This is a genomic window from Planomonospora sp. ID82291 (assembly GCF_015711645.1).
Classification (GTDB): domain Bacteria; phylum Actinomycetota; class Actinomycetes; order Streptosporangiales; family Streptosporangiaceae; genus Planomonospora.
This window is the reverse complement of record NZ_JABTEX010000004.1, coordinates 1-26,122: the sequence shown is the minus strand read 5'-3', so window position 1 is coordinate 26,122 and position 26,122 is coordinate 1. Positions and strand designations below refer to the sequence as shown.

General features: G+C 73.4%; 23 protein-coding genes. 7 read left to right on the top strand and 16 right to left on the bottom strand.

Annotation, left to right across the window (positions count from 1 at the left end):
* Nucleotides 1-8 precede the first annotated feature (8 nt).
* The 16 genes from HS045_RS24690 to pyrR form a co-directional block, all read right to left on the bottom strand.
* Nucleotides 9-2,090, bottom strand: coding sequence for a primosomal protein N' (locus tag HS045_RS24690; RefSeq protein WP_196453872.1), 2,082 nt, complete (start codon nt 2,088-2,090; stop codon nt 9-11).
* 71 nt (nt 2,091-2,161) lie between these two features.
* Complete coding sequence (locus HS045_RS24685; protein WP_196453871.1) at nt 2,162-3,616, bottom strand: amidohydrolase; 1,455 nt, start codon at nt 3,614-3,616, stop codon at nt 2,162-2,164.
* A gap of 106 nt (nt 3,617-3,722) precedes the next feature.
* Nucleotides 3,723-4,910, bottom strand: a complete 1,188-nt coding sequence (gene metK / locus HS045_RS24680) for a methionine adenosyltransferase (RefSeq protein WP_196453870.1) — start codon at nt 4,908-4,910, stop codon at nt 3,723-3,725.
* Between the two features lie 287 nt (nt 4,911-5,197).
* On the bottom strand, nt 5,198-5,566 hold the full coding sequence (locus tag HS045_RS24675; RefSeq protein ID WP_196453869.1) for a hypothetical protein: 369 nt from the start codon (nt 5,564-5,566) through the stop codon (nt 5,198-5,200).
* Nucleotides 5,567-5,647: 81 nt separating this feature from the next.
* Entirely contained in the window at nt 5,648-6,874 is a 1,227-nt protein-coding gene (gene coaBC, locus HS045_RS24670; RefSeq protein WP_196453868.1) for a bifunctional phosphopantothenoylcysteine decarboxylase/phosphopantothenate--cysteine ligase CoaBC, read from the bottom strand.
* A gap of 11 nt (nt 6,875-6,885) precedes the next feature.
* A complete protein-coding gene (gene rpoZ, locus HS045_RS24665) occupies nt 6,886-7,149 on the bottom strand; it encodes a DNA-directed RNA polymerase subunit omega (protein ID WP_196453867.1) in 264 nt (87 codons plus the stop codon).
* A gap of 11 nt (nt 7,150-7,160) precedes the next feature.
* A complete protein-coding gene (gene gmk, locus HS045_RS24660) occupies nt 7,161-7,733 on the bottom strand; it encodes a guanylate kinase (protein ID WP_196454451.1) in 573 nt (190 codons plus the stop codon).
* A 215-nt stretch (nt 7,734-7,948) separates the two neighbouring features.
* On the bottom strand, nt 7,949-8,272 hold the full coding sequence (gene mihF / locus HS045_RS24655; RefSeq protein WP_068894195.1) for an integration host factor, actinobacterial type: 324 nt from the start codon (nt 8,270-8,272) through the stop codon (nt 7,949-7,951).
* Between the two features lie 186 nt (nt 8,273-8,458).
* Nucleotides 8,459-9,172: an orotidine-5'-phosphate decarboxylase gene (pyrF, locus tag HS045_RS24650; RefSeq protein WP_196453866.1), complete on the bottom strand. Its 714-nt coding sequence runs from the start codon at nt 9,170-9,172 to the stop codon at nt 8,459-8,461.
* Nucleotides 9,169-10,143 (bottom strand): dihydroorotate dehydrogenase, encoded by a 975-nt coding sequence (locus HS045_RS24645; RefSeq protein ID WP_196453865.1) that lies wholly within the window; start codon nt 10,141-10,143, stop codon nt 9,169-9,171. Before HS045_RS24645 ends, pyrF begins: the two co-directional genes overlap by 4 nt.
* Nucleotides 10,133-11,008 carry a dihydroorotate dehydrogenase electron transfer subunit gene (locus tag HS045_RS24640; protein WP_196453864.1) on the bottom strand — a complete coding sequence of 292 codons (876 nt, stop codon included), beginning with the start codon at nt 11,006-11,008 and terminating at the stop codon, nt 10,133-10,135. Before HS045_RS24640 ends, HS045_RS24645 begins: the two co-directional genes overlap by 11 nt.
* A gap of 15 nt (nt 11,009-11,023) precedes the next feature.
* Nucleotides 11,024-14,317 carry a carbamoyl-phosphate synthase large subunit gene (carB, locus tag HS045_RS24635; protein WP_196453863.1) on the bottom strand — a complete coding sequence of 1,098 codons (3,294 nt, stop codon included), beginning with the start codon at nt 14,315-14,317 and terminating at the stop codon, nt 11,024-11,026.
* A complete protein-coding gene (gene carA, locus HS045_RS24630; protein WP_307827692.1) occupies nt 14,310-15,569 on the bottom strand; it encodes a glutamine-hydrolyzing carbamoyl-phosphate synthase small subunit in 1,260 nt (419 codons plus the stop codon). The genes carB and carA overlap by 8 nt, the downstream gene beginning before the upstream one ends.
* A 117-nt stretch (nt 15,570-15,686) precedes the next feature.
* Nucleotides 15,687-16,997: a dihydroorotase gene (locus HS045_RS24625; protein ID WP_307827691.1), complete on the bottom strand. Its 1,311-nt coding sequence runs from the start codon at nt 16,995-16,997 to the stop codon at nt 15,687-15,689.
* The gene (locus HS045_RS24620) at nt 16,994-17,926 is read right to left on the bottom strand and encodes an aspartate carbamoyltransferase catalytic subunit (protein WP_196453862.1); all 933 of its coding nucleotides are present in this window, start codon (nt 17,924-17,926) and stop codon (nt 16,994-16,996) included. Before HS045_RS24620 ends, HS045_RS24625 begins: the two co-directional genes overlap by 4 nt.
* Entirely contained in the window at nt 17,923-18,504 is a 582-nt protein-coding gene (gene pyrR, locus HS045_RS24615; RefSeq protein ID WP_230884801.1) for a bifunctional pyr operon transcriptional regulator/uracil phosphoribosyltransferase PyrR, read from the bottom strand. The genes HS045_RS24620 and pyrR overlap by 4 nt, the downstream gene beginning before the upstream one ends.
* 445 nt (nt 18,505-18,949) lie before the next feature.
* Here pyrR and HS045_RS24610 point away from each other — a divergent pair, with 445 nt between their 5' ends.
* The 7 genes from HS045_RS24610 (at nt 18,950) to HS045_RS24580 (ending at nt 25,689) form a co-directional block, all read left to right on the top strand.
* Nucleotides 18,950-19,207, top strand: coding sequence for a DUF3040 domain-containing protein (locus tag HS045_RS24610; protein WP_196453861.1), 258 nt, complete (start codon nt 18,950-18,952; stop codon nt 19,205-19,207).
* 224 nt (nt 19,208-19,431) lie between these two features.
* Nucleotides 19,432-19,641, top strand: a complete 210-nt coding sequence (locus HS045_RS24605; RefSeq protein ID WP_196453860.1) for a hypothetical protein — start codon at nt 19,432-19,434, stop codon at nt 19,639-19,641.
* Nucleotides 19,642-19,671: 30 nt separating this feature from the next.
* Entirely contained in the window at nt 19,672-20,919 is a 1,248-nt protein-coding gene (locus HS045_RS24600) for an arginine deiminase (RefSeq protein ID WP_196453859.1), read from the top strand.
* A 48-nt stretch (nt 20,920-20,967) separates the two neighbouring features.
* Complete coding sequence (gene argF / locus HS045_RS24595) at nt 20,968-21,972, top strand: ornithine carbamoyltransferase (protein WP_196453858.1); 1,005 nt, start codon at nt 20,968-20,970, stop codon at nt 21,970-21,972.
* A 164-nt stretch (nt 21,973-22,136) separates the two neighbouring features.
* The gene (locus tag HS045_RS24590; protein ID WP_307827690.1) at nt 22,137-23,567 is read left to right on the top strand and encodes an amino acid permease; all 1,431 of its coding nucleotides are present in this window, start codon (nt 22,137-22,139) and stop codon (nt 23,565-23,567) included.
* A gap of 291 nt (nt 23,568-23,858) precedes the next feature.
* Nucleotides 23,859-24,353 (top strand): transcriptional regulator, encoded by a 495-nt coding sequence (locus HS045_RS24585; protein ID WP_068894204.1) that lies wholly within the window; start codon nt 23,859-23,861, stop codon nt 24,351-24,353.
* Nucleotides 24,354-24,501: 148 nt separating this feature from the next.
* The gene (locus tag HS045_RS24580) at nt 24,502-25,689 is read left to right on the top strand and encodes a PP2C family protein-serine/threonine phosphatase (RefSeq protein ID WP_196453857.1); all 1,188 of its coding nucleotides are present in this window, start codon (nt 24,502-24,504) and stop codon (nt 25,687-25,689) included.
* The last annotated feature ends 433 nt before the right edge of the window (nt 25,690-26,122 follow it).

The window sequence follows — 26,122 nt, the reverse complement described above, 5'->3', positions numbered from 1 at the left end:
GAAACTGCTCAAATGGCGTCCATAGGGTCGATGCATACTCTGACCACCTCCGGCGCCTTACGCGCCGACCGCACGCCGGCGGCCCCCTTCAGCGCCGAGGCGAGCACCGGGGCGGCCCCCCACGGCACCCGCACGATGGCGCGTTCCCGCACCTGATCGCCCCGGGGCGTCTCCACGGGCACCGGGCCGAGCACCCGCGCCCCCTCCGGCAGCGCGGTCTCCCCCAGCATCTCCCTGACCGCCGCCGGGGACCCGGTCAGCGTCGCCATCCGCATCGCCGGGGGGAAACCGAGTTCTGTCCTGTCGGCCAGTTCCCGCTCGGCGTGCGTGACCGGGTCCCAGCGCAGCAGCGCCTGCACGACGGAGAGCGAGGAGTCGGCCAGCACGACCAGCTCGGCCCCGGGCCGCAGCAGGGCGGCGGCGTTCAACCACCGGCGCAGCGTCTCCTCGGCCACCCGCAGGTCCGGCCGGCCCAGCAGGGCCCACCCGTCCAGCAGCACCGCCGCCGCGTAACCGCCCTCCGGCACCGGTTCGGCCCCCGGGGTGGCCACCACCAGCGCCCTGGCCGGTCCGACCGCGGCCAGCACGCCGTCCCGGCCCGACGTCCTGACCGGGACCGAGGGAAAGGCCCGCCCCAGTTCCTCGGCCGTCCGGCGGGCGCCCACGACCCGGGCCCGCACCCGCCTCCCGCCGCAGGCCGCGCAGCGCCACTCCCCCGCGATCCGCCCGCACCAGCGGCAGTACGGCGCCGCGTGGCCGCCGCGCAGCGCGAGCGGTCCCGCGCAGTGCCCGCAGCGCGCCGCGGCCCGGCAGTCCTGGCACGACAGCGCGGGCAGGTAGCCCCGCCGGGGGACCTGCACCAGCACCGGGCCGTCCTCCAGACCGGCCCGGAGCGTGCGCCAGGCGAGGCTGGGCAGCCGGGCCGCCCGCGCCGCCTCGTCCCTGGCCAGCTCCGCGTCGTCGCCGGCCGGCCGTACCCGCGGGGCCCGGGCCCGGACCGCCTCGCGCGGCGCGGCCAGGGCGGCCGCCCAGCCGGTGGCCACCAGCCGGGTGGCCTCGGCGGTGCGGGCGTGGCCGCCGACGAGCAGGCCCGCCGCCCCCCGGTGGGCCCGCAGCGCCAGGACCTCGCGGGTGTGCGGGTACGGCGCCAGCCGCTCGGCGTGCAGGTCGTCGCCGTCGTCCCAGACGACCGCCAGGCCCAGGTCCCGCACCGGGGCGAACGCGGTCCCCCGGGTGCCCAGCGCCACCCGGGCCTGGCCGCGCAGCACCCGCAGCCAGCGCCGGTAGCGCTCGGCGGGCCCCAGGTCCGCGGTGAGCGCCACGTGCCGCCCCGCGCCCAGGACCTCTTCCAGCGCCGCCCCGGCCAGCGCCACGTCCTTGCCGTCGGGGACGACCACGAGCGCGCCCCGGCCGCCGCGCAGCGTCTCGCGCACCGCCACCGCCACCGCCTCCGGCCACTCCGGGCCGCGCGGGCCGGTCCCCGGCAGCGCGGTCCACACCGCCCGCGGGGCGCGCCCGGCGGCCAGCTCCGCCAGGAACGCCTCCCCGCCCGGGTAGTGCGCCCACGGACCCGGCCCGGCGGCCTCCAGAGGCGCCTCCTCCGGCTCGCGGGCGCACGGCTCGGCCTCGACCCTGGCGTGGCGCGGCGGGACGGCCAGGCGCAGGACGTCGGCCAGGGTCCCGGCGTAGCGGTCGGCGACGGCGCGGGCCAGCGCCGCGATCTCCGGGGTCAGCACCGGCTCGGCGGAGACCACCCGCTCCAGCCGGGCCAGCTTCCCCGGGTGCCCGCTCGTCTCCGCCCGCTCCAGCAGGAACCCGTCGACGAGCTTGCCCGCGAAGCGCACCCGGACCCGGCAGCCCGGGACGGCCGCGGCGTCCAGGGGTGCCGGGACGAGGTAGTCGAACGGCCGGTCCAGGTGGGGCAGCGGCGTGTCCACGGCGACCCGCGCGACCGGCAGCTCCGCGGCCGGCTCCGGCACGCCCCGCACCGGCCCGGCGCTCCGCGGCGCGGGGGCGGGCCGCTCGCGGACGGCGTCCAGCGGGAGCAGGGCGCCGTCGTCCGGGGAGAGGGTCGTGTGGGTCACCCCCATGTCCTACCAGACCTCGCGGGCGCCTCTCACCGATCCGCCGGGACCGCCACCCGGATCACCGCCGCCGCGCCTCAGACGGACCGCCGGTGGGTCCACCGGCCGCCGAGCAGGGTCCCCAGGACCTCCGTGCGACGGAGCTCCTCCCCGCGCAGGGCGGCCGGGTCCCGCTCGACGATCACCAGATCCGCGGGATCGCCCGGCCGTACGCCGCTGCGGCCCCCGCAGGCCGCCGCCAGCGCCTCCGGCAGGCCGATCGCCTGCTCGGGGTGCCACGGCGGACGCCCGTCGTCGGTGCGCTCCACGGCGGAGGCGATCCCGTCCCACGGGTCCAGCGGCGCCACCGGGGCGTCGGAGCCCAGTTCCAGCGTCGCGCCGGCCGCGAGCAGACCGGCGTAGGCGAAGGCCCTGCCGGTCCTGCCGGACCAGTGCCGGTCGGCCACCTCCCGGTCGTCGGGGGCGTGCGCGGGCTGCACGCCCGCGACCAGGCCGGGACGGGCGAACCGGGCGAAGTCGGCCGGGCGGACCAGTTGGGCGTGCTCGATCCGGCCCGGACAGCCGACCCGCTCGAAGGCGTCCAGCGCGATGCCCACCGCCAGGTCGCCGATGGCGTGCAGGGCCGGATGCAGGCCGTGCGCGGCGGCCCGCGCCATCAGGCGGTGCAGTTCGTCCGGCGCCGTCTCCAGCAGGCCGTGGGAGTCCGTGCCCGGATAGGGGTGCTCGCAGTAGGCGGTCCGGGTGTTCAGCGAGCCGTCGGTGAAGATCTTCACCGGCCCGACCTCCAGCAACCCGCCCGATCCGGCCACCTCCTGCCCGGTGCGCAGCCCCCGCCCGATCGCCTCCTCCAGCCGGTCCCCCGGGATCGAGCAGCGCACCCGGGCGTCGATCCGGTGCCGCCGTGCCCGCCGCGTCCAGTCGGCGACGTTGTCGGCGAACTCGAAGTCGATCAGGCCGACCACGCCTCTGGCCGCGGCGGCGGTGACCGCCTCGGCCACCTGGCGGTCGAGCTCCTCCTGCGGCGGCGCGGGCAGCTCCGCCATCGCGTTGTAGCAGTCCTGCTCCCGCAGCACCCCGGTGGGATGCCCGCCCCGGCCGATCACCGCCAGCGCCGCGGGGCTGAACCAGGCGGTGTGCAGGTCGTTGCCGACCAGCACGACCGCCCGGCCGGGGGCCGCCGCCTCCAGCAGCGACTTGTGCGGCGCGTCCGGCCACAGGGCGTCGCGGAAGCCGTAGCCGGTGGTGACGCCGGCCTCCCCGGCGTGCGGGGCCACCAGGGCGGCCGCCTCGCGCGCCGACCGGGCGCCGCTCAGGTCGATCCGGCGCCGGGCCTGCGCCCACTGCACGCAGTGCACGTGCGCGTCCCACAGGCCGGGCAGGAGCGTGGCCCCCTCCAGGTCGGCCGACTCCTCGCGGAGAGGGGCGCCGTCACCGGGCCGGAGCACCTGCTCGACCCGGCCGGCGGCGATCAGGACGTGGCGGAGCGGGCCGCCGGGGCCGATCCGCGCGTTGCGCAGCAGCAGAGAGGACATGGCCAGAGACTAGGCGCGAGCCGGCCCGTGGTCCGCCGGCGGGAGCGGTGACACGGCCAGAGCCCCCGGTGGAACGGCTCCACCGGGGGCTCTGGCCGTACAGGGACTACAGGCCGGCGGCGGCGCGCAGGGCGTCGGCGCGGTCGGTGGCCTCCCAGGAGAACTCCGGCCGGCCGAAGTGGCCGTAGGCAGAGGTCTCCGAGTAGATCGGGCGGAGCAGGTCGAGGTCGCGGATGATCGCGGCCGGGCGCAGGTCGAAGACCTGGAGCACGGCGGCCTGGATCGCGGCGACGTCGGTCTTCTCGGTGCCGAAGGTCTCGACGAACACGCCGACCGGGTGGGCCTTGCCGATGGCGTAGGCGACCTGGACCTCGGCGCGGTCGGCCAGACCGGCGGCCACGATGTTCTTGGCGACCCAGCGCATGGCGTAGGCGGCCGAGCGGTCGACCTTGGACGGGTCCTTGCCGGAGAAGGCGCCGCCGCCGTGGCGGGCCATGCCGCCGTAGGTGTCGACGATGATCTTGCGACCGGTCAGTCCGGCGTCGCCCATCGGGCCGCCGATCTCGAAGCGACCGGTCGGGTTGACCAGCAGCCGGTAGCCCTCGGTCTCCAGCTCCAGCCCGGCCAGGACCGGGTCGACCACGTGCTCCTTGATGTCCGGCGCGAGCATCTCCTTGAGGTCGATCTCGGCCGCGTGCTGGGTGGAGACGACCACCGTGTCGAGGCGGACCGGCGTGTCGCCGTCGTACTCGATGGTGACCTGGGTCTTGCCGTCGGGGCGCAGGTAGGGGACCGTGCCGTCCTTGCGGACCTGCGACAGGCGCTCGGCCAGGCGGTGCGCGAGCTGGATCGGCAGCGGCATCAGCTCGGGGGTCTCCCGGCAGGCGTAACCGAACATGAGGCCCTGGTCGCCGGCGCCCTGGCGGTCGAACTCGTCGCCGGCCTCGCCCTCGCGGGCCTCGTAGGCGGCGTCGACGCCCTGCGCGATGTCGGGGGACTGCGCGCCGATGGACACCGACACACCGCAGGAGGCGCCGTCGAAGCCCTTGTGCGAGGCGTCGTAGCCGATCTCGAGGATCTTCTCGCGGATGAGACCCGGGATGTCTACGTAGGTCTCCGTCGTCACCTCTCCGGCGACGTGGACCTGACCGGTGGTGATCAGCGTCTCGACCGCGACCCGGCTCTTGGGGTCTCCCTTGAGCATGGCGTCGAGAATCGCGTCGCTGATCTGGTCTGCGATCTTGTCCGGGTGGCCCTCGGTGACCGACTCGGAGGTGAACAGGCGACGGGACAAGTCAGTGGCTCCTCATGCAGCGGCTGCTGGCGACGGGGCTCCGGTGCGGGGGCGCACCGCGAGCGCTTCGCCGAAGTCTAGCCGCTCACCGGCCGTCCGCGATTCTCCCTCCCGCCTCCGGCCCGCGGGAAGGCGGTGCGCCCGGGGGATCCGCCCTCCCGACGCCGAGGTCTTCGCACCCGAACCGCTCCCGGGCGCTCATCGCACGGCCCCGCCCTGCGCGGGCCGACCGGTCACAGGTCGGGGAGCGGGTCGGGCGGTCACAGGTCGGGGAGCGGGCCGACCGGTCACAGGTCGGGGAGCGGGTCGGGCGGCAGCGTCTCGGGCGCGAAGACCTCGGCGTCGGCGGCGTGGACCACCGCGGCGTACTCCTCGTCGATCTCGAACACCGTGCCGCCGAGTTCGATGGCCGCGCCCGCGGCGAACTCCACCGGACCGATCCGGGTCCGCCGGGCGTGGGTGGAGTGGATCGCGGTCGGCACGTTCCGGTCGAAGAAGGCCGTGGACAGCACGTGGATCGCCTGGTCGGAGACCACGACCAGGAAGGCCGCCGTCCCCGGCGGCCCCACCGACAGCGCCGGCAGGACGTAGCGGATGTCCTGCCCGGGAGGGAGCAGCGCGCGGCAGCGCGCCCTGACGGAGGCCGGCACCGGCATCTCGGACCCCTCCCTGACACGGCGTCGCGGATCGCTCTGTCGCAGGCAGTATCCGCCGGGAGGCGATCTCCGGCAAGCGGCTCAGGGAAGCCGCTCGGCCACCAGGTCCCAGACCGCGTCGGCCAGCGCCTCCTTGGGCCCGCGCGGGATCTCCACCGGCTCCGCGTCCGCGGACAGGACCACCGCCGCGTTGTCGGGGGTGCCGAAGGCGAGGCCCTCTCCGACCTGGTTGACGACGAGCAGGTCGCAGCCCTTGCGGGCGAGCTTCGCCCGCCCGTTGGCGAGCACGTCGTCGGTCTCCGCCGCGAACCCGGCGATCACCACGGGGTACGGCGCGGCGCCCGCGCGGCGGCGCTCCCCCAGCTCGGCGAGGATGTCCGGGTTCTTCACCAGGTGGACGGCGTCGGGCTCGGCCGCGGTCTTCTTGATCTTCGAACCGCTCCGCGCCGCGGGCCGGAAGTCCGCCACCGCCGCGGCCATGACCACGGCGTCGGCGTCGGCCACCGCCTCCAGCACGGCCTCGCGCAGCTGGAGCGCCGACTCGACCCGGACCACCGCGACCCCCGCGGGGTCGGCCAGCGCGACGTTGGCGGCGACCAGCGTGACCCGGGCGCCGCGGGCGGCGGCCGTCCGGGCCAGGGCGTACCCCTGCAGGCCCGAGGAGCGGTTGCCGATGAAGCGGACCGGGTCGATGGCCTCGCGGGTGCCCCCCGCGGAGACGACCACGTGGCGCCCGGCCAGGTCGAGGGGGCGGCCGGACAGGACCCGGCGGCAGACCTCGAAGATCTCCGCGGGGTCGGGCAGCCGCCCGCGGCCGGTGTCGGCGCCGGTCAGGCGTCCCACGGCCGGGTCGAGGACGAGCGCGCCGCGCTCGCGCAGGACGGCCACGTTGGCCTGCGTCGCCGGGTGCTCCCACATCTCGGTGTGCATCGCCGGGGCGAACACCACCGGGCAGCGCGCGGTCAGCAGGGTGGTGGTCAGCAGGTCGCCGGCGATGCCGTGCGCGGCCTTGGCCAGCACGTCGGCGGTGGCGGGGGCCACCACCACCAGGTCGGCGCCCTGGCCGATGCGCACGTGCGGCACCTCGTGCACGGAGTCCCAGACGTCGGCGGTCACCGGGTTGCCGGAGAGCGCCGCCCAGGTGGGCTCGCCGACGAAGCGGAGCGCCTCCCGGGTCGGGACGACGCGGACGTCGTGGCCGGACTCGGTGAACAGGCGGAGCAGCTCGCAGGCCTTGTAGGCGGCGATGCCGGCGCTCACCCCGAGCACGACGCTCGGCCGGGCGGGCGCGCCCTGGGACGTTCGCATCGGGCGGGTCGTCAGCCCTCGATGGGCTCGGCGGTGAGCAGGCCCTCGCTGACCTCGCGCAGCGCGATGGACAGCGGCTTCTCCTGCGCGTGGGTCTCCACCAGCGGGCCGACGTACTCCAGCAGGCCCTCGCCCAGCTGGGAGTAGTAGGCGTTGATCTGGCGGGCCCGCTTGGATCCGAAGATCACCAGGCTGTACTTGCTGTCGACGATGTCGAGCAGCGCGTCGATCGACGGGTGGGTGATGCCTTCGCTGTATGCGGCGTTGGTTGCCACGTCGTGTCCCCCTAGCTAGTTGAACGTCCGGGGCTCGAAGCCTCGGGAGCACCAGCCAGCAAGGCTATCAGCCGCCGGCACACGTCCTGGACCGACGTGTTCACCAGCGTCAGGTCGAATTCCCGCTCGGCCGCCATCTCGATCCGGCCGGCGGCCAGCCGGCGGGCGATGACGTCCTCCGGCTCGGTGCCGCGCCCGCGCAGGCGCTTCTCCAGCTCCTCCCAGCTCGGCGGGGCCAGGAAGACCAGCAGCGCCTCCGGCATGGTCGCGCGGACCTGGCGGGCGCCCTGCAGGTCGATCTCCAGCAGGGTGGGGATCCCGGCTGCGAGCTTGTCGAGGACGGGCGCGCGGGGCGTGCCGTACCGGTTGCCGGCGAACTCGGCCCACTCCAGCAGCCCTCCGGAGGCGACGAGGCGGTCGAACTCGGCGTCGTCGGCGAAGAAGTACTCCACCCCGTGGGTCTCGCCGGGGCGGGGCTTCCTGGTGGTCACCGAGACCGACAGCCACACCTGGGGGTGCGCCCGCCGAAGCTCGGCGACGACCGTGGACTTGCCGACGCCCGACGGCCCGGACAGGACCGTCAGGCGGTTGCCGGTCGGCCCGGCGGAGGCTCGCGCCTCCTCCGGGTCCCCGGCCGGGGGTGTGGAGCCACCGGATCCGCTCTGCGCGGTCTCATCCGGAACCCGGCCTCCGTCGGGCCGCGATGCTCCGGTTGACGTTCCGGTCACTCCAGACCCCCCGTGGTGCGGTCCCCGCCTGGGCGGGGCGAAGCGTGCGAACTGTGGAACCGAGACTAGTCCTAGCTCTCGGCCCCGCCGAACTCACGCTCCAGGGAGGCGCGCTGGTTGGCGCCCAGGCCCCGCACGCGGCGGGACTCGGCGATGCCCAGCCGCTCCATGAGCTGCTTGGCGCGGACCTTGCCCACGCCGGGGAGCGACTCCAGAAGGGCCGACACCTTCATCTTGCCGATGACGTCATCGGCCTGCCCGTCTTTGAGCACCTCAGTCAGAGAGACCGCACCGTGCTTCAGGCGGTTCTTGACCTCGGCACGCTCTCGGCGGGCCTTGGCAGCCTTTTCCAGGGCTGCGGCGCGCTGCTCGGGGGTAAGGGGAGGAAGAGCCACGCCGGGTCACCTCGAATTTCCTGTCGATGTACTCGGACGGGAAGGGAAACTAGCTGGTCATCGCGATCCAAGCAACGTCAACCCCGGTTTCCGCGCCCAGAAAGCCCCGTTCTTCACCCTGCGTAGTAGATGGATCGCTCATTGTCGGTCGAATGACGCCCGGCCCGGGGTTTTCCGCGACGAAGATCACAGGTTCCGGACCGCGCCGGCGGAGGCCTTGCGGAGCGCCGCGGCGATGCCGGCGGCCGCGGCGCCGGGGTCCGCCGAACCGGTGATCGGACGGCCGATCACGAGGAGGTCGGCGCCGTCGGCGAGCGCCCGCTCGGGCGTGGCCACCCTCGCCTGGTCCTGGGTGTCGGCCCCCTCCGGGCGCACGCCCGGCGTGATGAGCGTGACGCCCGGCCCGACCTCCGCCCGCACCGCGGCCACCTCCCGGGGGGAGCACACCAGCGCCTGGGCGCCCGCCCCGACGGCCAGGACCGCCAGACGGCGCACGGCGTCGCCGGGGGGTCCCGCGACACCGGCCCGCTCAAGATCGGCCTCTGAGAGCGACGTGAGCACCGTCACGGCCGCGATGCGCGCCGCGGGGGCGGCCTCCACCGCCGCGCGGACCATCGCGGCCCCCCCGGCCGCGTGCACGGTCAGGATGGCGGGCTTGAGCCGGGCCACCGACCGCGCCGCGCCCGCCACGGTGTTGGGGATGTCGTGCAGCTTCAGGTCGAGGAACACCTGCACGCCGCTCGCCCCCCGCACCGAGGCGATGACGTCCGGCCCGTAGCGCAGGTAGAGTTCCAGACCGATCTTGACGGTGCTGACGTGCGGGGTCACCAGGCTCGCCCAGCGGGCCGCGGTCTCCAGGTCGGGCGCGTCCAGGGCGACGGCGATGGGGGCGGGGATCACAGCGGGCTCTCCTCGAAGTCCGTACGGTGCCGGGTGGTCGCCCCCGGCGGGCGGTGGGCCAGTCCGACCGCGTCGGCCAGCCGGTGGAACCCCCGCGCCGCCAGGATCTCCTCCAGCTCGCGCACGACGCGCAGACCGGCGTAGGGGTCGTGGAACAGCGCGGTGCCCACCGCGACGACGCAGGCGCCGGCCAGGACGAACTCGAAGGCGTCCCGGCCGGTCAGCACGCCGCCCATGCCGATGATGGGCACGCCGGGCAGCGCCGCGTGGACCTGCCAGACGCATCGTACGGCCAGCGGCCGGATCGCCGGTCCCGACAGGCCGCCGGTGACCGCGGCGAGCGCGGGACGCATGGCGTCGGTGTCGACGCTCATGCCGAGCGGATTATTGATCATGGACAGCGCGTCGGCGCCCCCGTCCACGCACGCGCGGGCGACGGCCACCACGTCCAGCGCGTCCGGGGAGAGCTTGGCCACCACCGGCACGTCGTAGCGCATCACCGAGCGCACCGAGGCGACCACCTCCGCCGAGGCCGCGCCGTCGAGGGCGAAGACGCGCCCGCGATCCTCGATGTTGGGGCACGACAGGTTGACCTCCACGGCGGTCACGCCGGGGGCGTCGGTGAGCCTGCGGGCCAGCGCGGTGTACTCGGCGACGGTGCCGCCGCCGATGGACACCACGGTCCTGACGTTGCGCTGGGCCAGCCAGGGCAGCTCCCGCGCCAGGAACGCGTCCACCCCGGGCCCCTGCAGCCCCACGGCGGACAGCAGGCCCGAAGGGGTCTCGGCCATCCGGGGGGTCGGCCGGCCCGCCCTGGGCGCCATCGTGATCGACCGGGTGGTCACCGCCCCCAGCCGGCCCAGGTCGAAGAACTGGGCCAGCTCGGCGCCGGAGGCCGCGCACCCGGCGGCGGTGGTGATCGGGTTGGCCAGCTCCACGTGCCCGAGGTAGGTCCGCATGTCAACCGGCATGCCGTGTGCCTCCACCGGGCGCCCCCAGCGCGTCGAACGGGATCGTTCCCACGTCGTCGAAGCGGACGCGCTCGCCCCGGAAGACCGGGCCCTCGACGCAGGCGCGGACCATCCGGGTGACGCCGTCGTCCCCGATGACCGGCAGCACGCACGTCATGCACACGCCGATCCCGCAGGCCATCCGCTCCTCCACGGCCACCTGGACGGGGATGTCGAACTCGACGGCCACGGCGGTCACCCCGCGCAGCGTCTCCATGGGGCCGCAGGCGTAGACCGCGTCGGCGCGGACGTCGGCGATCACCCCGGGCAGCACGTCGGTCACCCGGCCGCGCATGCCCAGCGACCCGTCCTCGGTGGTCAGCGTGGTGGTCTCCCCCATCCGGCGGGCGCGCAGCGCGCCGAAGACCCGGTCGGCCGAGGCCGCGCCGAGCACGAAGTCCACCCGGCAGCCGCGCCGCTGGAGGGCGTCGGCGACCGCGAAGAGCATCGCCGAGCCGTACTCGCCGCCGACCAGGACGCAGGTCACCGGGTCCCGGGGCAGCGGGAACGGGCGGCCGAGCGGGCCCACCAGGTCCAGCGTGTCGCGGGCGCGGCGCTCGGCCAGCCAGGTCGTGCCCGGACCGCCGGCGGTGAAGACGAACTCCACCGTGCCGCCGTAGTCGGGCTTGACGTCGTGGACGGAGAAGGCGCGGCGCGTCAGCATCGACGTCCCCGGTCCGCCCACGGCCACCCCCACGAAGTGGCCGGGGCGGAACCGCTCGACGATGCCGGGCGCGACCACGGTCAGCGCATGGTAGGCGTCGACCCGGCGCGTCGTCAGCACCGTGCCCGTGACCTGTACCGGAGTGACAGGCGTCTTGCTCACCTCCCGCTCAGGGCATCATCCCCGCAGCCTGTGGGCGTGCTCCTGAAGGGACCGTACGCCGATGTCGCCGCGGACGATGGCCTGAATGCCCTGAACGGCCGCGGCCAGCCCCTGGACGGTCGTGATGCAGGGGACGCCCCGCAGCACCGCCGCGGTGCGGATCTCGTAGCCGTCCAGCCGCGGCCCGGCCTGGCCGGGACTGCCGAAGGGCGTGTTCACGATGAGGTCCACCTCGCCGTCCAGGATCCGCCTGCCGATCGTCGGCTCGCCGTCGGGACCCGTTCCGTCGCTCTGCTTGCGCACGATCTTGGCATGGACGCCGTTGCGGCGCAGCACCTCCGCCGTTCCCTCGGTGGCCAGGATCTCGAAGCCGAGGTCCGCCAGGGCCTTCACCGGGAAGATCATGGCCCGCTTGTCCCGGTTCGCGACCGAGACGAAGGCCCGTCCCTTGGTCGGCAGCGAGCCGTAGGCCGCGGCCTGCGACTTGGCGTAGGCGGTGCCGAAGAACGCGTCGACGCCCATGACCTCGCCGGTGGAGCGCATCTCCGGGCCCAGGATGGTGTCCACGCCCCGGAAGCGGTTGAACGGCAGCACCGCCTCCTTGACCGCGATCGGCGCGTCCAGCGGCATCGTGCCGCCGTCGCCGGAGGCCGGGAGCATGCCCTCGGCGCGCAGCTGCGCCACCGTCGCGCCCATCATCACCCGGGCCGCCGCCTTGGCCAGCGGCACCGCCGTGGCCTTGGAGACGAACGGCACGGTACGGCTGGCGCGCGGGTTGGCCTCCAGCACGTACAGGACCCCGGCCGACATGGCGTACTGGACGTTGAGCAGGCCGCGCACGCCCACGCCCCGGGCGATGGCCTCGGTGGCGGCGCGGATGCGCTTGATGTCGAAGCCGCCGAGCGTCATCGGGGGCAGCGAGCAGGCCGAGTCGCCGGAGTGGATGCCGGCCTCCTCGATGTGCTCCATCACGCCGCCGAGGTACAGCTCCTCGCCGTCGAAGAGCGCGTCCACGTCGATCTCGACGGCCTCGTCGAGGAACTTGTCCACCAGCACCGGGTGGTCGCTGGCGGCGCCCGCCCTGGCCATGTAGGTGACCAGGGTGGCGTCGTCGTAGACGATGGCCATGCCCGCGCCGCCCAGCACGTAGCTCGGCCGCACCAGGACCGGGTAGCCGATCTCCGCGGCGATCCCCAGCGCCTCGGCCTCGGTCGCCGCGGTGCCGTGCTTGGGCGCCGGGAGCCCGGCCGCGGCGAGCACGCGGCCGAACGCGCCGCGCTCCTCGGCCAGGTGGATGGACTCGGGCGAGGTGCCGACGATCGGCACGCCCGCGTCCTTGAGCGCCTGGGCCAGCCCGAGCGGGGTCTGCCCGCCGAGCTGGACGATGACGCCGGCGACCGGGCCGGTCTGCTGCTCGGCGTGGACGACCTCCAGCACGTCCTCCAGGGTGAGCGGCTCGAAGTAGAGCCGGTCGGAGGTGTCGTAGTCGGTGGAGACCGTCTCGGGGTTGCAGTTGACCATGACGGTCTCGTAGCCGGCCCGCGACAGCTCGAAGGAGGCGTGCACGCACGCGTAGTCGAACTCGATGCCCTGGCCGATCCGGTTGGGGCCGGAGCCGAGGATGAGGACCTTCGGCCGGTCGCCGTAGGGGACCTCGGTCTCCTCGTCGTAGGTGGAGTAGAGGTACGGCGTGCGGGCGGCGAACTCGGCGGCGCAGGTGTCCACCGTGTTGTAGACCGGGCGCACGCCGAGCGCGTGGCGCAGGTCGCGCACGCGCGCCTCGTCCATGCCGCGGATCCCGGCGATCTGCGCGTCGGAGAAGCCGTACCGCTTGGCCCTGGTCAGCGCGGCGGCGTCCAGCTGGGGCGCCTCGCGCAGCTCGGCGGCGACCTCGTCGATCGCCATCAGCTGGTCGATGAACCACGGGTCGACCGCGGTGGCCTCGAACAGCTCCGCGGCCGTGGCCCCGGCCCGGATGGCCTGCTGCATGGTGGTCAGGCGGCCGTCGTGCGGGGTGCGGCAGGCGGCCAGCAGCTCGTCCTTGCCGGCCGGCTCGCCGGTCCAGGAGAAGGGCGCGCCCTTCTTCTCCAGCGAGCGCAGCGCCTTCTGCAGCGCCTCGGGGAAGGAGCGGCCGATGGCCATGGCCTCGCCGACCGACTTCATGTGGGTGGTCAGCGTGTGGTCGGCCCCGGCGAACTTCTCGAAGGCGAAGCGCGGCACCTTCACCACGATGTAGTCGAGCGTCGGCTCGAACGACGCCGGGGTCTCGCGGGTGATGTCGTTGGGGATCTCGTCGAGGGTGTAGCCGACGGCGAGCTTGGCGGCGATCTTGGCGATCGGGAAGCCGGTGGCCTTCGAGGCCAGCGCCGAGGAGCGCGACACGCGCGGGTTCATCTCGATGACGACCATGCGGCCGGTCTTCGGGTCGACCGCGAACTGGATGTTGCAGCCGCCGGTGTCCACGCCGACCTCGCGGATGACCGCGATGGCGACGTCGCGCATGTTCTGGTACTCGCGGTCGGTCAGCGTCAGCGCGGGGGCCACGGTGACGCTGTCGCCGGTGTGCACGCCCATCGGGTCGATGTTCTCGATGGAGCAGACGATGACGACGTTGTCGGCCCGGTCGCGCATGACCTCCAGCTCGTACTCCTTCCAGCCGAGGATGGACTCCTCCAGGAGCACCTCGGTGGTCGGCGAGGCGTCCAGGCCCGCGCCGGCGATGCGGCGCAGGCCGTCCTCGTCGTGCGCGAAGCCGGAGCCGACGCCGCCCATGGTGAAGGAGGGCCGCACGACCAGCGGGTAGCCGAGCCCCCCGGCCGCGGCCAGGCACTCGTCCATGGTGTGGCAGACGACCGAGCGGGCCGACTCGGCGTTCAGGCCGCGCTCGGCGGCGACCTTGGCGACGATCTCCTTGAACCTCTCGCGGTTCTCGCCGGCCTGGATGGCGTCCACGTCGGCGCCGATGAGCTCGACCCCGTACGCGGCGAGCACGCCCGCCTCGTGCAGGGCGATCGCGGTGTTGAGCGCGGTCTGGCCGCCCAGGGTGGGCAGCAGCGCGTCGGGGCGCTCCTTGGCGATGATCTTCTCGACGAACTCGGGGGTGATCGGCTCGACGTAGGTGGCGTCGGCGAACTCCGGGTCCGTCATGATGGTCGCGGGGTTGCTGTTGACGAGGATCACGCGGAAGCCCTCGGCGCGCAGCACGCGGCACGCCTGGGTGCCGGAGTAGTCGAACTCGCAGGCCTGCCCGATCACGATCGGCCCGGAGCCGATCACCATGATCGACTGGATGTCCGTGCGCTTAGGCACTCTCGTTCTCCCCTGTGTCCGTGGTCGCGCCCGGCTCCTCGCTCGCTGCGCGGACCGCTCGTCCCTCGCCGGCCACTCCGCTCGCTCGTCCCCTCGACCGCTCCATCAGAGCGCAGAACCGGTCGAAGAGCCCCGCGGAGTCGTGCGGGCCGGCCGCGGCCTCGGGGTGGTACTGGACGCTGAAGGCGGGCCGGCCGACCAGCCGCAGCCCCTCGACGCAGTCGTCGTTGAGGTTGACGTGGCTGACCTCCGCCGGGCCGTACGGCGTGTCGAACGGGCCGTCGAGCGGGGCCCGCACGGCGAAGCCGTGGTTGTGCGCGGAGATCTCCACCTTGCCGGTGCGCCGGTCCTGGACCGGCTGGTTGACCCCGCGGTGCCCGTAGCGCAGCTTGTAGGTGCCCAGGCCCAGGGCGCGGCCGAAGATCTGGTTGCCGAAGCAGATGCCGAAGAACGGCCGGCCCGCGTCCAGCACGCCGCGCAGCGCCTCGACGGGCCCGTCGGCGGTGGCCGGGTCGCCGGGGCCGTTGGAGAAGAACACCCCGTCGGGGTCGAGCGCGAGGATGTCGGCGGCGGTGGCGGTGGCGGGCAGGACGTGCACCTCGCAGCCGCGCTCGGCCATCCGGTGCGGGGTCATGGACTTGATGCCCAGGTCCACGGCCGCCACCGTGTACTTCCTCTCGCCGACGGCCGGGATCACGTACGGCTCGGCGGTGGAGACCTGCCCGACCAGGTCGGCGCCCTCCATCGGGGGGCTGAGGCGGACCCGCTCCAGCAGCTCCTCCGCCGGGGCCAGCGCCCCGCCGGAGAAGATCCCGGCGCGCATCGCGCCGCGCTCGCGCAGGTGGCGGGTGAGGGCGCGGGTGCCGGGGATGGCGATCCCGACGACGCCGGAGTCGGCGAGGTAGTCGTCCAGGGAGCGGGTGGCGCGCCAGCTGGAGTGCACCCGGGCGGGCTCGCGGACCACGTAGCCCGCCACCCACACGCGGGACGACTCGGGGTCGTCGTCGTTGACGCCGGTGTTGCCGATGTGCGGCGCGGTCATCGCGACGATCTGGCGGTGGTAGGAGGGGTCGGTGAGGGTCTCCTGGTAGCCGGTCATCCCGGTGTTGAAGACCATCTCGCCGAAGGTCTCGCCCCGGGCGCCGTACGGGGTCCCGTGGAAGACGCGCCCGTCCTCCAGCACGAGGACCGCGGTCCCGGCCCCGCCGTCGTCCGCCGCGCGGCCTCCGGTCCGCTCGCTTCGCTCACTCACAGAACATCCCACTCATCTCGGTCAATACTTCTGAAAGTATGAAATATCCGGCGCGCGGGCGGGGGGCGCCTCCACGATGTGGGACGCCCGCCAGCCCGGCGCGGGCGGGCGCGATCGTCACGCGAGCTTGCCGTCGAGGACGGTCGGGCGGCCCCGCAGGAAGGTGGCCACGACCCGGCCGGGCAGGGACCGGCCCTCATAGGGGGTGTTGCGGCTCTTGGAGGCGTAGGAGGACGGGTCCACCTGCGCGCGCACCGACGGGTCGTAGAGGGTGATGTTGGCCGGCGAGCCGGCCTCCAGCGGACGGCCGTGGCCGGACAGCCGGCCGATCCTGGCCGGGGCGTACGACATGCGCTCGGCCACGCCGGCCCAGTCGAGCAGGCCGGTCTCCACCATGGCCTCCTGGACCACCGCCAGCGCCGTCTCCAGGCCGATCATGCCCATCGCCGCCGCGGCCCACTCGGTCTCCTTGTCCTCGACCGGGTGGGGGGCGTGGTCGGTGGCCACCACGTCGATCGTGCCGTCGGCCAGGGCCGCGCGCAGCGCCTCGACGTCGGCGCGGGTGCGCAGCGGCGGGTTCACCTTGTAGATCGGGTTGTAGGCGCCGACCGGCGAGTCCTCGACGAGGTCGTCGGTGAGCAGCAGGTGGTGCGGGGTCACCTCGGCGGTGACGTTCCACCCCTTGGACTTGGCCCAGCGGATGATCTCCACCGAACCCGCCGTGGAGACGTGGCAGACGTGCAGGCGGGAGCCGACGTGCGCGGCGAGCAGGCAGTCGCGGGCGATGATCGCCTCCTCGGCGACCGCGGGCCAGCCGGTCAGGCCGAGCCGGCCGGAGACCGCGCCCTCGTTCATCTGCGCGCCCTCGGTCAGCCGCGGCTCCTGGGCGTGCTGGGCGACCACGCCGTCGAAGGCCTTGACGTACTCCAGGGCGCGGCGCATGAGCACCGCGTCGGAGACGCACCTGCCGTCGTCGGAGAAGACCCGGACCCGGGCGGCGGAGTCGGCCATCGCGCCGAGCTCGGCCAGCCGCTCGCCGCCGAGGCCCTCGGTGACCGCGCCGACCGGCTGCACGTCGCAGTGGCCGGCCGCCAGGCCCAGCCGCCAGACCTGCTCGACGACGCCCGCGGTGTCGGCGACCGGGGAGGTGTTGGCCATGGCGTGCACGGCGGTGAAGCCGCCGAGGGCCGCGGCGCGGGTGCCGCTCTCGACGGTCTCGGCGTCCTCGCGGCCCGGCTCGCGCAGGTGGGTGTGCAGGTCCACCAGGCCGGGCAGGGCGATCAGGCCCGCCGCCTCGACGGTCGCCTCGCCGCTCAGGTCCGGCCCGACCGCGGCGATGACGCCGCCGTCGATCAGGATGTCGGCCGGCTCGCCGCCGAGGATCCGGGCGCCCTTGATGACGGTGGTCACGCTGGTCTCCGAGCTCACAGGTCTTCTCCCCCGAGGTTGGCGCCGCCGAGCAGCAGGTACAGAACGGCCATGCGGGTGGTCACCCCGTTGGCGACCTGCTCGACGATCGTCGAGCGCGGCGAGTCGGCCACCTCCGCCGCGATCTCCATGCCCCGGTTCATCGGCCCGGGGTGCATCACGATGGCGTCGTCGTGCATCTTGGCGACGCGGTCGCGGTCGAGGCCGTAGCGGCGGCTGTACTCCCGCTCGGTGGGGAAGAACGCGGCGTTCATCCGCTCGCGCTGCACGCGCAGCATCATCACCACGTCGGACTTGGGCAGCACCGCGTCGAGGTCGTAGGAGACCGCGCACGGCCAGGAGCCGACGCTCACCGGCAGCAGGGTCGGCGGGGCCACCAGCGTCACCTCGGCGCCGAGGGTGGCCAGCAGCAGCACGTTGGAGCGCGCCACCCTGCTGTGCAGCACGTCGCCGACGATCGTGACCCGCCGGCCGTCCAGCGGGCCCAGGCGGCGGCGCATCGTGAAGGCGTCGAGCAGGGCCTGCGTGGGGTGCTCGTGCGTGCCGTCGCCGGCGTTGACCACGCTGCCGCGCACCCAGCCGGCCAGGCGGTGCGGCGCGCCGGAGGCCCCGTGCCGGATGACCACCGCGTCGGCGCCCATCGCCTCCAGGGTCAGCGCGGTGTCCTTGAGCGACTCGCCCTTGGAGACGCTGGAGCCCTTGGCGGAGAAGTTGATCACGTCGGCCGACAGGCGCTTGGCCGCGGCCTCGAACGAGATCCGGGTCCGGGTGGAGTCCTCGAAGAAGAGGTTGACCACCGTGCGTCCGCGCAGGGTCGGCAGCTTCTTGATGGAGCGCTCGGAGATCTTCGCCAGCTCGTCGGCGGTGTCCAGGATCAGCAGGGCGTCGTCGCGGCTCAGGTCCGCCGCCGAGATCAGGTGCCGTCTCACTTGTCGCCCTCCTTCAGCAGCACGACCGCGTCCCGGCCGTCGTTCTCCTCCAGGTAGACCTTGACGATCTCGCTCTTGGAGGTGGGCAGGTTCTTGCCCACGTAGTCGGCGCGGATGGGCAGCTCCCGGTGGCCGCGGTCCACCAGCGCGGCGAGCTGCACGGCCCGCGGGCGGCCCAGGTCGCCCAGCGCGTCGAGCGCGGCGCGGACCGTGCGGCCGGAGTAGAGCACGTCGTCGACCAGGACGACCGTCCTGTCGTCGACCCCGTCGGCCGGCAGCTCGGTGCGGCCGAGCGGGCGGGCGGGCTTGGTGCGCAGGTCGTCGCGGTACATCGTGATGTCGAGGGAGCCGACCGGGACGGCGCGGCCCTCGAACTGCCGGATGTGCTCGGCCAGGCGGCGGGCCAGGTGGACGCCGCGCGTGGGGATCCCGAGCAGGACGACGTCCTGGCCGCCCTTGGTGCGTTCGAGGATCTCGTGGGAGATGCGGATCAGCGCCCGGTTGATGTCGGGGCCTTCGAGGACCGCGTGCGCGGGGCCGCGGATCTGGTCGCGGGCATGCGAAACGGCATCGGTCAAGGGAACACCACCTTTCCCGCCTCACGGGACGGGTCTTAAAGGGAGTCGACGCCCTCAAGGTATCAGCAGGAGGACGGCCGCTCAGAATCGGGCGTTTATTGCACTAATAGTCACAAAACGTGATCACGATCACGCCGGCCGCCGGCACCGTCCCGAACCCGGCGCCCGTTCGCCGGCCGGCGCCGGCCCGCGAACGGGGACCGCCGCCGCGCCGGGCGGGATCACCGGCGGTACAGCGGCGCCGGCCCTGCCGGGCGAGGGCCGAGGACCGAGGACCCGGCGGACCGAGGACCGAGGACCCGGCGGACCGAGGACCGAGGACCCGGCGGACCGAGGACCGAGGACCCGGCGGACCGGAGGAAAGATCTACCGTGCCCCCGCTTGGAAAAAATCAGGAGAAGAGGTAAAAAACTTGGACCCCGCCTACCGCCTGGAGGAAGCACGCATGGGTCTGTCCGCTCGCGAGAAGCGCGCCCTCGCCGGGATCGCCGGCCTGATCCGGGCGGAGGAGCCCGACCTGGCGCACTCCCTCCGCTCCTTCGCGGGCGGCGCCATCACCGCGGAAGTCCTGCCCTCCCGCCGCCACCTGTTCCTCGTGGCGATGCTGGCCGTGGTCCTGGTCGTGCTGGCGGTGGCCGTCCCGGCTCTCGGGAACACCGGGAACGCCTCCGCGGCGACCTCGCACGCCCTGCCCCGGGCCTGATCCCCGGCTCCCCGGCCTCCCCCGCATCGACGGCCTCCGCCCCGGCGGAGGCCGTACGTTTCGCCCCGTCCCCGCTTGGGAATCTCAGCCAGCATTGCCCGTGAATACGGACAATGCCGCAAATCTGCGTCAGGGGGCGCGCGATGGGGGAGACATCCGGTTCGCACCGGCGGGGACCGGCCGCACGCGCCGGGGACACCGCGGGCCGGTCCGCCGGAGGCTCCGTGACGGCCGCCCCCGTCACCGCGGTCCCGGCCGTCCCTGCCGTACCGGCCGCCTCCCGGACGACGGACGGCACCGGCACCGGCACCGGCACCGAAACGATCGCCATCGGCCTCCCGACGACGCTCGCCGGAACCCCGGGCTCCCCCTGGGCCGAGGCCGGACGAGGCGGGTGCGGCCCGCGGGGCGGGGCTCCGGCTCCGTCCTCCTGACCCGCCTCACACCGAACGAGGAGCCCGGACATGACCTTCCACGTCGACTCCGAGGTGGGCAGGCTCCGCCAGGTGCTGCTGCACCGGCCCGCGCTGGCCCTGAAGCGCCTGACCCCGACCAACAAGGACGACCTGCTCTTCGACGACGTGCTGTGGGTGCAGCGCGCCATGGAGGAGCACGAGGAGTGGCAGCAGGTCCTGCGGGACCGCGGCGTCACGGTCCACATGCTCTCCGACCTGATGCGCACGATCACCGAGCTGCCCGAGGCGCGCAAGCACATCCTCGACGGCAGCGTGGACGCGCACCGGTTCGGGCCGCTGGCCACCGACGCCGTCCGCAACACGCTCGACGCGATGGACCCGGCCACGCTCCAGCCCTTCCTCACCGGCGGCCTCACCAAGCGCGAGTTCCTGGAGTTCTCCCCCGAGCCCCGGAGCCTGACCTTCCACGCCATGGACATGGACGACTTCATCCTGCCGCCGCTGCCCAACCACCTGTTCACCCGCGACACCTCGTGCTGGATCTACGACGGCGTCTCGATCAACGCGATGCGCAAGAAGGCCCGCCGGCGCGAGACCGTCAACTACGAGGCGCTCTACCGCTACCACCCGATGTTCGCCGGCGGCTACGACCGGCCGGAGGCCGAGAACGGCTACCACGTGTGGATGCCCGGCACCGCCGTCGCCCCGGCCACCATCGAGGGCGGCGACGTGCTGGTCATCGGCCGCGGCGCGGTCCTGGTGGGGATGAGCGAGCGCACCCAGCCCCAGGCCGTGGAGATGCTCGCCTGCAGCCTGTTCGGCAGGGGCGGGGCCAAGAAGATCGTCGCGCTGGACCTGCCGAAGGCGCGCGCGTTCATGCACCTGGACACGGTCATGACGCAGGTCGACGTCGACGTGTTCACCAAGTACGCCGGACTCGGCATGCTGCCGTCCTACACGATCGAACCGGGCGGCGGCGAGAAGGAACTCAAGATCACCGATCACGCGCCGGAGGACATGCACAAGGCCATCGCCGACGCGCTGGACCTGGACGACATCAAGGTGCTGACCGCCACCCAGGACGTGCACGCCGCCGAGCGCGAGCAGTGGGACGACGGCTGCAACGTGCTGGCCATCGAGCCGGGCGTGGTCGTGGCCTACGAGCGCAACACCACCACCAACAACCACCTGCGCGCCAACGGCATCGAGGTCATCACCATCCGCGGCAGCGAACTGGGCCGGGGACGCGGCGGACCGCGCTGCATGAGCTGCCCGATCGAGCGCGACGGCATCTAGTCCCGCCCGGCCGACCGGCTCCCCACCATCACCTAAGGACGACGCACCATGGCATTCAACCTTCGCAACCGGAGCTTCCTGAAGGAGCTCGACTTCACTCCCGACGAGTTCCGCCACCTGATCGATCTGGCGGCCGGCCTCAAGGCCGCCAAGTACGCCGGCACCGAGCGGCAGCGGCTGACGGGCAAGAACATCGCGCTGATCTTCGAGAAGACCTCCACCCGCACCCGCTGCGCGTTCGAGGTCGCCGCCCACGACCAGGGCGCGCACGTCACCTACCTCGACCCGAGCGGCTCGCAGATGGGCCACAAGGAGTCGGTCAAGGACACCGCACGGGTGCTCGGCCGGATGTACGACGGCATCGAGTTCCGCGGCCGCAGGCAGGCGCACGTGGAGGAGCTGGCCGCCTACTCCGGGGTCCCGGTCTGGAACGGCCTCACCGACGAGTGGCACCCCACGCAGATGCTCGCCGACGTGCTCACCATGCGCGAGCACAGCGACAAGCCGCTGGGGGAGATCTCCTACGCCTACCTCGGCGACGCCCGCAACAACGTCGGCAGCTCGCTGCTGGTCACCGGCGCGATGCTCGGCATGGACGTGCGGATCGTCGCGCCCGAGGCGCTGTGGCCGGACGAGCAGACGGTGGTGCGCCCGGCGCGCGAGCTCGCCGAGCAGACCGGCGCCCGGCTCACCCTCACCGCCGACGTCGCCGGGGGCGTGCGGGGCGTCGACTTCCTCTACACCGACGTGTGGGTCTCGATGGGAGAGCCGAAGGAGGTGTGGGACGAGCGCATCGGGCTGCTGCTGCCGTACCAGGTCAACGCCGAGCTGGTGAAGGCGACCGGCAACCCGGCGGTGAAGTTCCTGCACTGCCTGCCGGCCTTCCACAACCGGGAGACCCAGGTCGGCGAGGACCTGTACGCCAAGACCGGCCTGGAGGCGCTGGAGGTGACCGAGGAGGTCTTCGAGTCGCCGCGGTCCATCGTCTTCGACCAGGCCGAGAACCGGCTGCACACGATCAAGGCCGTCATGGTCGCCACCCTGGGGAGCTGAGCGATGCGCGTCCGGGTCGCCCCAGCGGGGCTGGAGGGGACCGCGGGCACCGTCACCACGCCCAACGCGACCCGGCCGCCGACCAGCATCCTGTGATCCACCGGTCCCGCCGTCCCCCCGCGGCGGACCACTCCACGCCCCCCGAGAGAAAGGACCCGTCCGCCGTGCCGTACCGGCTGCTCCGTACCAAGCCCATCGCCGACCTCGTCGCCGAGGGCGGTCAGGGCGAGGGCGCCCGGCTGCGCCGGACCATGACCCTGTGGCAGCTCGTCATGCTCAGCGTCGGCGCCACGCTCGGCACCGGCATCTTCGTCATCCTCGGCCAGGCCGTTCCCCTGGCCGGGCCCGCGGTGGTCGCCTCGTTCGCGCTGGCGGCGCTGACCGCGCTGTTCTCCGCCCTGTCCTACGCCGAACTGGCCGGGACGATCCCCGTCTCCGGCTCCTCCTACTCCTACGCCTACGCGACGCTGGGCGAGTTCACCGCGTGGGTGTGCGGCTGGTGCCTGATGCTGGAGTACGCCGTCTCGGTGGCGGCGGTCGCGGTCGGCTGGGGAGAGTATCTCAACCGCTTCATCGAGGACGTGTCCGGCCTGCGGCTGCCCGCGGCGATCATCCACTCCCCCGGCGACCAGGGCGGCGTGGTCAACGTCACCGCCGTCCTGATCGTCGCGCTGGCGACCTGGCTGCTGCTGCGCGGCGCCTCGGAGAGCGCCGCGGTCAACGCGTTCTTCGTCCTCGTCAAGATAGCGGTGCTGCTCTTCTTCTGCGCGGTCGCCTTCACCGCGTTCCGGGCCGGCAACCTGGCGCCGTTCGCCCCGATGGGCGTCGCGGGCGTCACCGCGGCCGCCGGCCAGGTGTTCTTCTCCTACATCGGCTTCGACGCCGCCTCGACCGCCGGCGAGGAGGCCCGCAACCCCACCCGGGACCTGCCATGGGCGATCATCATCTCCCTCGCCCTGGTCACCGTCGTCTACGTGCTGGTGGCGCTGGCCGCCGTCGCGGCCATGCCGTGGCGGGAGTTCGACTCCGACGGCACCGAGGCCTCCCTCGCCCTGATCGCCGGCCAGGCGACGGGCGCGACCTGGCCGGCGCTCGTCGTCTCCTTCGGCGCGGTCATCGCGATCGCCAGCGTGGTCCTGACCGTCCTGTACGGCCAGACCCGCATCCTGTTCGCGATGTCCCGCGACGGCCTGATCCCGAAGATCTTCCAGCGGGTCGACCCGCGCCGCCGGGTGCCGGCCGCCAACACGCTCATCGTCAGCCTGTTCGTCAGCGTCCTGGCCGGACTCATCCCCCTCGGGCAGCTGGCCGAGGCCACCAGCATCGGCACCCTGTTCGCCTTCGCCCTGGTCAACGTCGGGGTCCTGGTGCTCCGCCGGACCCGCCCCGAGCTGCCGCGCAGCTTCAGGGCCCCGTTCTCCCCCCTCACCCCGCTCCTCGGCGCGGGCTTCTGCGTCCTGCTGATGCTCCAGCTGGACGGGAGCACCTGGATCGCCTTCGCCCTGTGGACCGCGGTCGGCCTGGCCGTCTACTTCCTGTACGGCTACCGCCACTCCCGCCTCCACCGCGCCGGGACGGCGACGGAGGAACGATGAGAGCCGCGGACCGACGGGAGGGCCCGCCCTTCCAGAAGGGATAAGAGCGACGTTTTGCACAGATCACACCGGATCGGATTCGACCTCTTTTTTCCAATCAGCTTGACCTTCTGCGCCCATCCCTTTACCGTCACTGTCCGTAACCACACGTCGTGACATCGCCGGACGGGTCCTCACTCTCCGGTCGCGCGAGGCGCCTACCCCTGGGCGCCGACCCGGTGACCGGAGCATACGACGTGAGGTAGCACAATCAAGTGAAAGCAGTACATTAGAGAGCCGGGGGGCCACACGATGCCGTCTGAATACGCCAAGTCGCTGGGTGCACGACTCCGCGCCATTCGCACCCAGCAGGGGTTGTCCCTGCACGGAGTCGAAGAGAAGTCCCGAGGACGTTGGAAGGCGGTCGTCGTCGGCTCCTACGAGCGTGGCGACCGTGCGGTCACGGTGCAGAAGCTTGCCGAGCTCGCGGATTTCTACGGGGTGCCCGTCTCGGAGTTGCTGCCCGGAGGCGCGGCCCCGAGCCCGCTGGGCCCCACGCCGAAGCTTGTCATCGACCTTGAGCGCCTCTCCCAGCTTCCCAAGGAGAAGGCCGGTGCGCTCGCCCGTTACGCGGCGACCATCCAGAGCCAGCGTGGCGACTACAACGGCAAGGTGCTGTCCATCCGCCAGGAGGACCTGCGCTCCCTCGCCGTGATCTACGACAAGTCCCCCAGCGAGCTCACCGAGGAGCTCATCAACTGGGGCGTCCTGGACCCCGAGGCGCGCCGCGCCGTCGACTCGTTCTGATCCCCGGCCGTCTCATGGGTACGCCGGCTCCGGCGTACCCATCCGGCCACGGATGCGTTCCCGCGTCGAACTCCGCGTGTAGTCCACCGCCGATGCCCATCGCTGTGGTAGGAAAAAACAAACACGCTGTTTAACGAGACGTGGTGAGATGCTCAGGAGAGACGACCGCCAGGATCGCTCTCCACCACGCCCGGAAAAACGGCTCGCCTCCCTGGGCGCCTCGCTCTCCTCGGCCAGGGCCCGCGCCCTCGGCAGGCTCCTCTCCTCCGTCGAGACCGGCAAGACGCACGCCGTCCTGAAGCTGCTGCCGTTCATCGTGATGGCCGTCGTGGCCCTGATCGATTTCGGTACGGGCCCGACGACCGGGCTCCTCCCCCTGCTCGCCCTGGGACCCGCCTTCGCCAGCGTGGCGTGCGGCCTGGCCCGCACCACGCTCGTCGGCGTCATCGCCCTCCTGCTCGGCGTGGCCCTCGGCGCCTACAACGACATCCTCTGGACCTCCCGCACCAACGTCACCGTCATCGCCATCCTCGGCGTGACCATGGCCAGCGTCCTGGCCAGCGCCGGGCGGCTCCGCCACGAGCGGCGGCTCGCCGACGTCCGCTCGGTGGCCGAGGCCGCCCAGCGCGTCCTGCTCCGGCCGGTGCCGCGCCGCGCCGGGCCGGGGATCGGCGTCGCCGTCTCCTACACCTCCGCCACGGCCGAGGCCCGGATCGGCGGTGACCTGTACGAGGTGGTCACCACCCCGCACGGGGTCCGGATCATCGTGGGCGACGTCCAGGGCAAGGGGCTGGAGGCCGTCGAGACGGCCGCGGTGGTGCTCGGCGCCTTCCGGGAGGCCGCCTACGACGAGTCCAAGCTCCAGGGCGTGGTGTCCCGCCTGGAGAACGCGCTGAGCCGGGAGCTGTCGGGCGAGCAGTTCGTCACCGCCGTGCTCGCCGAGATCACCGGCGGCGCCTCCATCACCGTCCTGAACTGCGGTCACCCGCCGCCCATGGTGCTCACCGCCGCCGGCGGCCACTGGTTCGCCGAGCCGCCGGAGGACGCGCTCCCCCTGGGCATGGGCGCGTTGAAGGCCGGGGAGCCGGTGCCGTACCAGATCCCGTTCGCACCCGGTCACCAGGTCCTCTTCTACACCGACGGGGTCATCGAGGCGCGGGACCGCTCGGGCCGCTTCTATCCCCTGGACTCCCGCGCCCACCTGCTGGACGGTGCCGACCCCCAGCTCGCCCTGGACGCCCTGCGCGCCGACCTCCTCCGCCACGTCGGCCGCCCGCTGGCCGACGACGCCGCCATGCTCCTCCTCCGCCACCGCACCGCCCACCCCGCCGACTGACCACCCCACCGCCTCCTCCTTCGCCGGGATCCGGTCCCGTTCGCGCGGTGGTTCGGCCGGGTCCCGTTCGCGCGGTCGCCGGGGTGGGGGTGCGCTGCGGGTGGGCCGGTGGTTCGTGGTGGCCGGGGTGGGTGCGCACGGAGGCGGGCCGGTGGTCCTGCCGGCCGTCTCAGCTGAGCCCTGGTGGTCTCCGGCCTCCGGCCTGGGCTCGGGCGCGCGGGGTTCGGTGCTTTATACGCCGACAGGACCACCGGCCCGCCTCCGTGCACCGCTGCACCGTCACACTCATGCGGGCCGTAGCGGCTTCCTCTCCCGGCCGCCCGGTGTCCTCACCGGCGCTGAAGCGATCCGTCCAGGGCCGTTCAGGGCGGTTCGCCGTCGCCTGCGGCCGCTCTGTCAGGAAGGAGCTCAGGGCCGGGCACCGCAGAGAGCC

Bases quoted from the DNA above. Each gene is read 5' to 3' on its own strand.
- HS045_RS24690 (WP_196453872.1), bottom strand. From the start codon at position 2,090: ATGGGGGTGACCCACACGACCCTCTCCCCGGACGACGGCGCCCTGCTC.
- HS045_RS24685 (WP_196453871.1), bottom strand. From the start codon at position 3,616: ATGTCCTCTCTGCTGCTGCGCAACGCGCGGATCGGCCCCGGCGGCCCG.
- HS045_RS24675 (WP_196453869.1), bottom strand. From the start codon at position 5,566: ATGCCGGTGCCGGCCTCCGTCAGGGCGCGCTGCCGCGCGCTGCTCCCT.
- coaBC (WP_196453868.1), bottom strand. From the start codon at position 6,874: ATGCGAACGTCCCAGGGCGCGCCCGCCCGGCCGAGCGTCGTGCTCGGG.
- HS045_RS24645 (WP_196453865.1), bottom strand. From the start codon at position 10,143: ATGCCGGTTGACATGCGGACCTACCTCGGGCACGTGGAGCTGGCCAAC.
- HS045_RS24610 (WP_196453861.1), top strand. From the start codon at position 18,950: ATGGGTCTGTCCGCTCGCGAGAAGCGCGCCCTCGCCGGGATCGCCGGC.
- HS045_RS24600 (WP_196453859.1), top strand. From the start codon at position 19,672: ATGACCTTCCACGTCGACTCCGAGGTGGGCAGGCTCCGCCAGGTGCTG.
- argF (WP_196453858.1), top strand. From the start codon at position 20,968: ATGGCATTCAACCTTCGCAACCGGAGCTTCCTGAAGGAGCTCGACTTC.
- HS045_RS24585 (WP_068894204.1), top strand. From the start codon at position 23,859: ATGCCGTCTGAATACGCCAAGTCGCTGGGTGCACGACTCCGCGCCATT.
- HS045_RS24580 (WP_196453857.1), top strand. From the start codon at position 24,502: ATGCTCAGGAGAGACGACCGCCAGGATCGCTCTCCACCACGCCCGGAA.